This window comes from Prevotella pallens ATCC 700821, from assembly GCF_000220255.1.
GTDB lineage: Bacteria > Bacteroidota > Bacteroidia > Bacteroidales > Bacteroidaceae > Prevotella > Prevotella pallens.
In genome coordinates this window covers 1,100,965-1,111,290 of record NZ_GL982513.1, presented here as the reverse complement: position 1 = coordinate 1,111,290, position 10,326 = coordinate 1,100,965, and the positions used below count along the sequence as shown (strand labels likewise).

Sequence of the window (10,326 nt, the reverse complement as noted above, 5' to 3'; positions counted from 1 at the left end):
GAACCCTATTCCGCAAGTTAATGCTTTAGACAGTATTGCTGTAAAAGACCTTTCTGAAGGAGCAGAAGATGCGATTGTGGTGCGTGCCCGTTTGATATTTGACGATAATAAAGAACCTATACCAGGGGCTTTAGTATTTCTTCAAGGCACAACCAAAGGGACAATAAGCGACATAGATGGTTATTTTGCAGTGAAAGTGCCTCGAGAAACAAATTTGAAAATATCGTATATTGGGTGTGAAAAAAAGATTGTTAAGGCTAAAGACTTATTAGAAAATAATAATAGAACCATTGTTTTAAAAGACGATGAGAGCGTCATGCAAGGTGAAGTGGTCGTTGTAGGTGGTATAACATCGGGTCCACGAGACGATGTTTACAACCGAACGACATCTAAATACAAGTCGCACAAGAAGAAATGCAAGAAGTAAAGGCACCCATAATCGGCATCGATCGCCACCGTTTAACCACCGATGGTGAGGGCGTAACTACTCTTGTGGCTTTTCATGGCTGTCCGTTGCATTGCAAGTATTGTCTGAATCCACAATGCTTGTCGCCCGATGGTGTATTAAGAGCCATTACACCGAGCGAGCTTTATAGCGAAGTAGAGATAGACGACCTTTATTTCGTGGCAACTGGTGGAGGCATTTGCTTTGGTGGTGGCGAGCCTTTATTGCACAGCAAATTCATAGAAGAGTTTGTAAAAATAATGAATCCCGAGTGGTGCATCATATTGGAAACATCGTTGAATGTGCCTTTGAAGCAGTTGGAAATGGTTGCACCGCTTATAAAAGAGTTTATTGTTGATGTAAAAGATATGAACGAACAAACGTATGAAACCTATACTACACAAAGTAATAGATTAGTTACGAGCAACTTAAAATGGCTTGTTGAAAATGGATATACAGATAGAACACTTATTCGTCTACCATTTATACCTTATTATAATACGGAGATTGCGCAAGACGAAAGCAAACAACGAGTAGAAGATATGGGCTTCCATCGTTTTGATAAGTTTAGGTATAGTGTGAAACATATGTGTAGTGAACAGGACAATAATCATATTGAGATGTGAAGTCGTGTATTATTATAAAAGTTAGATAATGCCATACAAAGACACAAAAAAAGACTTCCATTTTGGAAGAATATTATCATATAGAATTAACTATTTCGTTTTAACATAGCAAAGTACCAGTTTCATACTCAAAAGCATATACGTTTACTGCATAAAAGTCTCAGTATAAAAGAGGGTGATTGCAACCTCTTCTACTCCTATATAATGAAACCCTAATAACTATTGTTAGCCAGTAACTTATACTAACATTTTAATGAAAACACAGCAGAGTAAAGGTATTCATAATTCTCATCTGAATAAGCATCTTCCAAGTATTACGATATATTTTCATAAAGGGGGTAATTTTTTATGATATCTAATTTACAACTGACAGATATCTGAGACGAATGAGACAGATATCTGAGACGAACGTGACAGATATCTAAAAAAAGAGTAACTAAAATACGAGGGGGTCTATTTAATTTGTAAGTAAACAATAGTTACTACTCAACATTCTCATCTATTTACTACTGAGTCCATATTCTGTTTTATTGCTGAACAAGTTGATAGACTTTATAATGCTGACGTAACAATACAGTTGACTATAACGACAACCAAGATGTGAGCATGAGAATAAAAGATGACAGGAGCCAATATTCTTAACCAATGCATAAAGGTGTTATCACCAAACAAACATCTTTATTTTAAATACGAAGTAGATAGAGACACTTCGAAGAATGCAAACTAAAAGCTCATTTCGTACTTTCTTATTTTATTCTAATACACACCTCACCACTATACCCATCTTTTGCATTGTGTAACGAAACACCATATACAGGAACTTTCTTACGAACAGACAGTGTATGGTAGAGTTCGGTTTGATTGTCTATATATCCACGTTGAACATTCTGATTGTCGTAAATATAGATGCGACCAATAGGCTCAGATGCATTCATAGCATAACCTAAGAATATTCCCAAATATTCTTTCTGTACAGCATTAGCAAAATCTAATTGGTAATGTAAGTATCCTACACTACAAAGAAGCTCGCCATTACTATAGAGTTTCTTCACTTCATTAATCTCTAAAGGCTTGTATGGTAATGAAGTTATGTACTTCTCTGACTTTCTTTTCAGTATTTTTGTTCTATTAGCCAATAATATTACACACAGCACTGTAACTAAAATTAGAAGAATGTTTGTATATACCATATATTTATTATAATTTATTTCTTTTTTATCGTTGCAAAAATGCAACAACATAAGCGAGATACTTTATATGTGCAAAGATATAAAAAACAATTAAAAATGTATTTCTACACTACTAAAAATATCTTTTGTTCGCATTATCCAAGATAAAATTGTACCTTTGCGCTATTATAAGAAATGGATCTTTGCCGTATATGAACATATAAAATTATGAGTCGAAACGCAAAGAAGATTACAAAAGAGTGAGAATAAAAGATGTTGTAGATATATGATTTATTAGTCGTTTATCATTCAAAACAACAGTTTGCACCTGTTTTTCAATTATTTCTAAAAAGAAAGATGTTATGAGAAAACTATTAACTGTACTTACATTATTATTTATGGTGTCATTCAATCTGTTTGCACAGAGCTACGGCGAATTGTGGAAACAAGTAGACGTAGCACGGGGTAAAGATCTGCCCAAAACACAATTAGCTGTTTTAAAGAAGATTGTTAGCAAGGCGCAAAAAGAGAAATCGTACGGTAACTTGTTAGCAGCTGAGTTGCTGACCTCAAGTTTGCAGACACAAATATCGCCCGATTCGGTTGATACGGAAAAGGCTCGCCTGAAGGAACTCTGTGATAAAACAGAGAAAACAGATAAGGTATTGCACGCCGTTTACTGCTGTGCGTTGGGCAAACTCTTCGATAGAGACGATGCCGAAGATAATTCGAGCACCATTTACTTCGATAAAGCAATGGCTAATCCAGCCTTGTTGGCAGACGTACAATATAGTAAATATGCCCCATTGATAAAAGGTGGAAAGAACGATGCCATATTTAAGAACGACCTTCTACACGTTATTGCGTTCGAATCTGGACAATATAATAAGGCAGATAAATATTATACGTCTGTCGGCAACCGCGAAGCAGCGTGTTACAGTGCTTATCTGAATGTGGAAGACGCTAACGACAAGGCAGCCTTAGACTCGCTTATAGCGCGTTACGGCGATTTACCTGTATGTGGGAGTGTGGCTGTAGCGAAGTATAGGTATTTGGTTAATGCTGAAGAAATTAGTGCAAAACAGCGAATCGAATATATAGACGATGCCGTGAAACGTTGGGGAACATGGGAAGAATTAAACTATCTGCGCAACGAACATGAACGCCTCACTGCGCCAATGTTTAAGATGTGGACTGAAAATAATGTAAGTATACCTCATAAAGAACAGACTATAGAAAACATTAAAGTAAGGAATATCAACGACTTGACGTTGAAAATAACACGCACAACACTGACGGGCGATAACAAATTAACCCCTAGCTATCGCCCAGATTTAGCAAAGATAAAAGCAAAACTACAGCCTGCTACCACGAAAATTGTCAAGCGTAATTATCCATCGTATGCTCCTTACGAGGAAATCGAAGACTCACTACAAATTCCAAGCTTAGAGGAGGGTGTTTATTTGTTGGAACTGACCTCATCAAACAAGCAATTAGCTCCACAATATGAGCTGTATTATGTTACCAACCTATATCTAATTGCAGAAAAACAGCCAAATTCTAAGGTACGATATGTCGTGGTTAATTCAACAACAGGACAACCTGTGCCGAATGCAAAGATAAAACTAACAATAGAAGGTCCCTACGGCAAGCCAGCCACTGTAAAATTTGTTGAGACCAATGCACACGGAGAAGCTTACTACAGTTATTCCAATGGTGTTCCAGACGAGGTGTATGTGTCTACAAATACCGACAAAGCATGCCCTAGCTCTAGTCTTAGAACAAACTATGAATATGAGATTACAACTCCGTATGAAGAGATTTACGACCTATTTACCGATAGAGAAATTTATCGTCCTGGACAAACTGTGCATGCTTCGGTCGTTGCTTATAGTCAAGATAATAAGACTTTGAAGAGTAAAGCGCTTGCAAATAAAAGTGTAAGTCTAATATTAAGAGACGCAAACGATGAAGATATAACTTCGAAAGAGGTTGTTACAGATGAGTTTGGTACTGCTTCTGCTGATTTCGAACTACCTAAAAACTTACTTACAGGCGACTTCGCTATCTATGCAAATAGTGATAGAAGTGGCTTTGTGAACTTTAAAGTAGAAGAATATAAGCGTCCTACATTCACGGTAGATGTAGACGAATATAAAGAAAAATACGCTATTGGCGATACCATCAAACTGAAAGGACATGCAAAAACTTATTCGGGTATGCCTGTTCAAGGTGCAAATGTTCTGTACACTGTCAATCGTCGTGCCGCATTATGGTGTTGGTATGATACAGAAAACGAGGATTTGGTTTACGAAGGTAAAGCCGTAACCGACGAAAAGGGCGACTTCGAAATCACATTACCCTTTATATTCCCTGACGAAAAGAATAGTAAGAAGACAAGAAAGCGCAGCAATTGGCAGTCAGCAAGATTTTACAGCTTCGATGTAGATGCCGATGTTACCGACCTTGCAGGCGAGACCCGCTCTGCAAGTACATCGCTACCATTAGGTACAAAGCCCACAATGCTAACAAGCGATATGCCCGACAAAGTGTTGAAAGATAGTTTACGCCAGATTAAGTTCTCTTATCTGAATGCTGCAGGTACGGCTATTGACGGAAACGTGCGCTATGCTATAGCATCTTATAAGAGTAAAACTCCATCGTTTAGCAAGTATACAACAGTAGAAGCTAATAAGGTTGTAGATCTGAAACCATTACAGTCAGGTCATTATATGTTACAAGCTATTTGTGAAAAAGATACATTAGAGCAAGAATTTGTAGTGTTCTCAATGGACGACAAGCGTCCTGTTGTAGAGACACACGATTGGTTCTATATAAGCGGAAACGAGTTCCCAAGTGATGGAAAGCCTGTTTATGTGCAATTTGGTGCTACAGATGCCGACCAACACATTGTTTATTCCATCTTCTCTGGTGATAAAGTGATCGACAGCGGGGCTATTAATCAAAGCAATAGTCTTACCACTTGGAAGCTAACATATAAGGAAGCGTATGGCGATGGCATTGTTTTGAATCTTGCATGGGTAAAGAATGGCAATCTGTACACGCATAATGAGAACATCGGACGCCCTATGCCCGACAGACATCTGAACGTGAAATGGACTACCTTCCGTAATCTATTGTTGCCTGGACAGAAAGAAGAATGGACGCTTAATGTATGCTATCCCGACGGAAAACCAGCAAAGGCGCAGCTTATGGCAACACTTTACGACAAGAGTCTTGACCAAATTGCAGAGCACTTGTGGGACTTTTCTTCTTCGTACACTAATAATCTTCCAGCTTATATAGAGTGGAGCAGCTTCAATTTCCCAGTCTTAGACTTCTATAAAGTAGCAAACTACAAGTCGTTAACTGAATCTTCACTATCTCTTGCAAGATTCGATGCACGCTTTGTAAATGGTTTAAGTTCTAATCAACTATTCATTCGAGGGACTCGTTTTGCAGCAGAAACAAAGGAATTTGCAAAGATGGAACCTATGAAACTAAATGAAACGCTACAAGGTAATGCTCCAGGAGTAAAGGCTGAAAGAAGCACTATTAAGTTCACTGCTCCCGTTATAAAAGAGGATAGAGATGTTCGTGAGGAGGCTGATGTAGACTATGCTGTTGCCGACTCTGCCTCTGTCTCTGGAAAAAGAGGTTCTAATAATGTCCAATTGCGTGAAAATCTTAATGAGACAGCATTCTTTTATCCACGTCTGAACACTGATACCAACGGAAATGTAAGCATTAAATTCACGTTACCAGGAAGTCTTACTACCTGGCGCTTCATCGGTCTTGCACACGATAAGGATATAAATTATGGTATGCTAACCGACGAAGTGGTAGCTAAAAAGACTGTAATGGTGCAGCCCAATATGCCTCGTTTTGTTCGTATGGGCGACGAAGCGATGCTCTCAACACGTATTTTTAATTCGTCAGATAAAGCTGTCAATGGCAAGGCTACTATGGAAATACTTGATGCTGAAACTGAGAAGATTCTCTACACCGAAAGCAAAGACTACGCTTTAGAGGCGAACGGAACAACAACGGCAACGTTCTCATTAGCAAGTTTGCTGTCGGAAGAAGGTGCTAATAAACTCTCTGTTGCCAACGATGGTATACTTATTGTGCGCATCATAGCCAGTGGCGATGATTATTCTGACGGAGAACAGCAATATTTGGCAGTACTTCCAAATCGCGAATACATAGTAAACACTTATCCGTTTACGCAAAACAAGGCAGGAGAGAAGAGTATTGACCTTACAAAACTGTTCCCAACAAACACCACAGATCAACGATTGACGATTGAATACACCAATAATCCAAATTGGTTGATGATACAAGCCTTGCCATTTGTTGCAGATGCGACTGAGCATAACGCTATTAGCTTGGTGTCAGCTTACTATGCCAACAGCTTAGCAAGTAAAGTTTTAAAGACATCACCTAAGATACGACAAACTATTGAAAGCTGGAGAAGCGAACAAGGAAGTGAAACCTCATTGATGTCAGCGTTAGAAAAGAACCAAGACTTGAAAGAGTTTGCTCTTAAAGAAACACCTTGGGTAATGGAAGCAAAGAACGAAAGAGAGCAGAAACAAATGCTTGTGCGTTTCTTCGACGAGAATCAGATAAAGTACAACTTGTCGTCTACTATTGAAGCACTAACTGAATTACAAAACCCAGATGGTTCTTTCTCTTGGTGGGAGAATATGCCAGGTAGCTTCTATATGACGATTGAAGTGGTGAAAACCCTGACCCGCTTGAACGTATTGATGGGCGAAAAAGATGAGAAAACCGAAGATATGCTACGTTTTGCATTTGCTTTCTTAGACAAAGAAGTGGCTGGACGTGTTGCAGAGATGAAGCGTCTGCAACGCAAAGGATATAAGAATATCTTCCCATCTGATGCGCTTTGCGACTATTTGTACAGCAATGCATTGGCAAAACGCAAGACAACAGCAGATATAACCTATCTTATCGACCTGTTAGCAAAGAAGCCTGTAGATTTAACGATATATGGCAAGGCTAATACGGCGGTTATCTTGCAGCAGTACCAACAGACACTAAAGGCTAAGGAATACTTGCAAAGCATCAAGGAATATACTGTTTACAAGGAAGAAATGGGCAGATATTTCGATACAAAGAAAGCTTATTACAGTTGGTTCGATTATAAGATACCAACGCAAGTTGCGGCAATAGAAGCGTTCAAGACAATAGCTCCAGACAACAAGCAGACTATTGAAGACTTACAACGTTGGCTTTTACAGTCGAAACGTACACAAGCGTGGGATACGCCAGTGAATTCTGTAGACGCTATTTGGGCATTTATGAATAACGGTCAGTGGACAATGGACAATGGCGAAGCAAGCATTTTAAAACTCGATGGAAAGGTTATGGAACTTCCAAAAGTTACTGCAGGTTTGGGATATGTGAAGGTAACACAGCCTGTGGCAGTTAATTCGCATAATGCAAATGACGGAGTAGAAGTTGCAAACACGCTCACCGTAGAGAAAACAAGCAGCGGAACAAGTTGGGGGGCAGTGTATGCACAGTTCTTCCAGCCTGTTACAGAGATAAAGGCAAGCAATGCAGGACTAACCATAAAGCGCGAATTGTTTGTACGAAAAAGCAACAACAATACAAAAGATGTCGTTCAGGCAAAGGTTGGCGACAAACTTGTGATACGTATTACAATTGTGGCAGACCGTGATTACGATTTTGTTCAGGTATCCGACAAACGTCCTGCGTGCCTTGAACCCGTAGCACAAACCAGTGGATACCAAGAAGGCAGCTACTACATAGCACCAAAAGATTACTGCACAAACTATTATTTCGATATGATGGCAAAGGGAACTCACATCGTGGAAACAGAGTATTTTGTAGACCGTGAGGGTATTTATCAATCGGGAACATGTACAGCACAATGTGCTTATGCCCCTGAATATACAGGCAGAGAAGGGGCTATTAAAATAAAAGTGAATAATAACAATGCTTCAAATTGAGATAGATGAAGGCAGTGGCTTCTGCTTCGGAGTTACAACTGCCATAAAAAAAGCTGAAGAAGAACTGAAAAAAGGGAGACAATTGTATTGTCTTGGCGATATAGTACACAACAGTATGGAAGTGGAAAGGCTTACTAATCGTGGTTTAACTACCATCAACCACGACCAATTGCGCGAACTTCACAATGCAACAGTGTTGCTACGAGCTCATGGTGAGCCCCCCGAAACTTACGAATTGGCGCGAAAGAACAATATAGAAATTATAGATGCAACTTGTCCCGTCGTGTTAGCACTTCAACAACGCATAAAAAATCAATACGAAAAAGATGGCAATAATGTTACAAACAAGCTAAAGAGGGTTGATTTAGAAGTGGAACTGAAAAATGAAGAAAAGGCTAATACATCACAGATAGTCATATTTGGTAAGCCTGGACATGCCGAAGTATTAGGCTTGGTAGGTCAAACTCATAGTCATGCCATAGTGATAGAGAAGTTCGAAGATGTACAACAACTCGACTTTAATCACAATATCTACCTCTATTCACAGACTACAAAGAGTTTAGACGAGTTTCATCGCATTATAAAATATATACAGCAACACATATCTAAGGATGCTAAATTTCGTAGCTTCGATACTATCTGTAGACAAGTTGCCAACCGAATGCCAAACATTTCACAGTTTGCAGCAAAGCACGACCTTGTTCTCTTCGTTGCTGGGCGTAAAAGTTCTAACGGCAAAGTGTTGTTCCACGAATGTCTAAGCGTGAATCCCAACTCGCATCAGGTAGAAAGTGCTGACGAGATAGACATGGAATGGTTTAAAAATGTACACACTGTTGGAATCTGTGGAGCTACTAGCACTCCGAAATGGCTAATGGAAGAATGCCGCGATGAGATACTCCGGCAAACAAACGAAAACTAAGTTTGCAGCCTGCTACATATTTCACAGTTTGTTCATACGCACCTAGAAAATACTTATATTCCACTCGTGATATAACATAACCATTATCACGAGTGGTTTTAGTTTGTATCTCATAAATAGTATGCAAAAGGAATATTCGCAGTAGAAAACTTATCGTAACACTCTACTTTATAACTAAAACATAACAAAATGTATACAAATATTTTCCACAACCATTTCAATAGTTCAACCATCTATTTGTTAATAGTCAATATTTTACATTGTAAAAGCAAAATATAAGAAAAAACCGTAAGCAATACCAATAATTTGCTTATAAATCAAATAGAATGATTCAGATTTTAGTTACCACATTCTCAGACGTCTATCACGCTCGTTTCAGATATCTATCACATTCGTCTCAGATATCTATCAGATGTAAATTAGATATCATAACAAATTACACCTCTTATGGATTTATGTTATAATACCTGATAGATAGTTATTAAGATGAGGAATATAAATGCTTTTATTCTACATTGTTTTTATTTGATTATTATTATAAGAGTTTGAAAAACAATACACTATTCATAATTTTGTTATATAGAGATGAGAGCCATTGCAACTACTTCTTTTTTCCCAAGCTCATATTTATGAATGCGTGATATAAGAACAAACTGTGAGAAATAAAAACAAAAAGAAAAGGCTGACTTCACAGTCGGCCTTAATCCTATACAAAAACATTATGAAATAATTTTATTTCGCGAACAAGATTTTTTATTTAGTAATATAGTATGGTCTCCACCATTACTATTTTTTTTATTGTATCTGGTTGCATATACGGCATTTTCTTTCGCAATAGCGTTCGCACTGCACCCTGATATCGTATCCTAACATAGCCCCAAGAATAAAATCCTCTTCTGGCGAAAGTTGGTTAAGGGGCTTTGTTATTATTAAACGTATTGCATCTAAACACTCTTTACGTCCAAAGAATAGGTTTAAACAATTGTTTCCTACAGGTTGAATAATATAAGGTATTTGCTGGCTGTGGAGGCGTGCAACAACAAAATCTTGGTATTTCTTGTTGAAAGTATATAATACCATTTGTCGTACTCCTTTTTTGAACTCATAAATATGGTTCAATAAAACCTTCATATCATTAGCCATATCTTTTATTATGCCTATG

The 10,326-nt window shown here is 38.1% G+C and carries 6 protein-coding genes; 4 read left to right on the top strand and 2 right to left on the bottom strand.

Features of this window, described 5'->3' with window-relative positions; translation table 11 throughout:
• Both HMPREF9144_RS04220 and HMPREF9144_RS04215 read left to right on the top strand, forming a co-directional pair.
• Positions 1 to 427 (top strand): carboxypeptidase-like regulatory domain-containing protein (locus HMPREF9144_RS04220; RefSeq protein ID WP_006044641.1); only part of this gene is annotated, 427 nt, incomplete at its 5' end.
• On the top strand, positions 415 to 1,071 hold the full coding sequence (locus HMPREF9144_RS04215; protein WP_006044640.1) for a radical SAM protein: 657 nt from the start codon (positions 415 to 417) through the stop codon (positions 1,069 to 1,071). The genes HMPREF9144_RS04220 and HMPREF9144_RS04215, both read left to right, overlap by 13 nt.
• A gap of 746 nt (positions 1,072 to 1,817) precedes the next feature.
• Here HMPREF9144_RS04215 and HMPREF9144_RS04210 read toward each other — a convergent pair.
• The gene (locus HMPREF9144_RS04210; RefSeq protein WP_040595566.1) at positions 1,818 to 2,261 is read right to left on the bottom strand and encodes a hypothetical protein; all 444 of its coding nucleotides are present in this window, start codon (positions 2,259 to 2,261) and stop codon (positions 1,818 to 1,820) included.
• Positions 2,262 to 2,602: 341 nt separating this feature from the next.
• Here HMPREF9144_RS04210 and HMPREF9144_RS04205 point away from each other — a divergent pair, with 341 nt between their 5' ends.
• Together HMPREF9144_RS04205 and HMPREF9144_RS04200 are read left to right on the top strand one after the other, a co-directional pair.
• Positions 2,603 to 8,242: an alpha-2-macroglobulin family protein gene (locus HMPREF9144_RS04205; protein WP_006044638.1), complete on the top strand. Its 5,640-nt coding sequence runs from the start codon at positions 2,603 to 2,605 to the stop codon at positions 8,240 to 8,242.
• Complete coding sequence (locus HMPREF9144_RS04200) at positions 8,229 to 9,164, top strand: 4-hydroxy-3-methylbut-2-enyl diphosphate reductase (RefSeq protein ID WP_006044637.1); 936 nt, start codon at positions 8,229 to 8,231, stop codon at positions 9,162 to 9,164. The genes HMPREF9144_RS04205 and HMPREF9144_RS04200 overlap by 14 nt, the downstream gene beginning before the upstream one ends.
• 795 nt (positions 9,165 to 9,959) lie before the next feature.
• Here the strand turns inward: HMPREF9144_RS04200 and HMPREF9144_RS04195 are convergent.
• Positions 9,960 to 10,307 (bottom strand): DUF2023 family protein, encoded by a 348-nt coding sequence (locus HMPREF9144_RS04195; RefSeq protein WP_006044635.1) that lies wholly within the window; start codon positions 10,305 to 10,307, stop codon positions 9,960 to 9,962.
• Between the last annotated feature and the right edge of the window lie 19 nt (positions 10,308 to 10,326).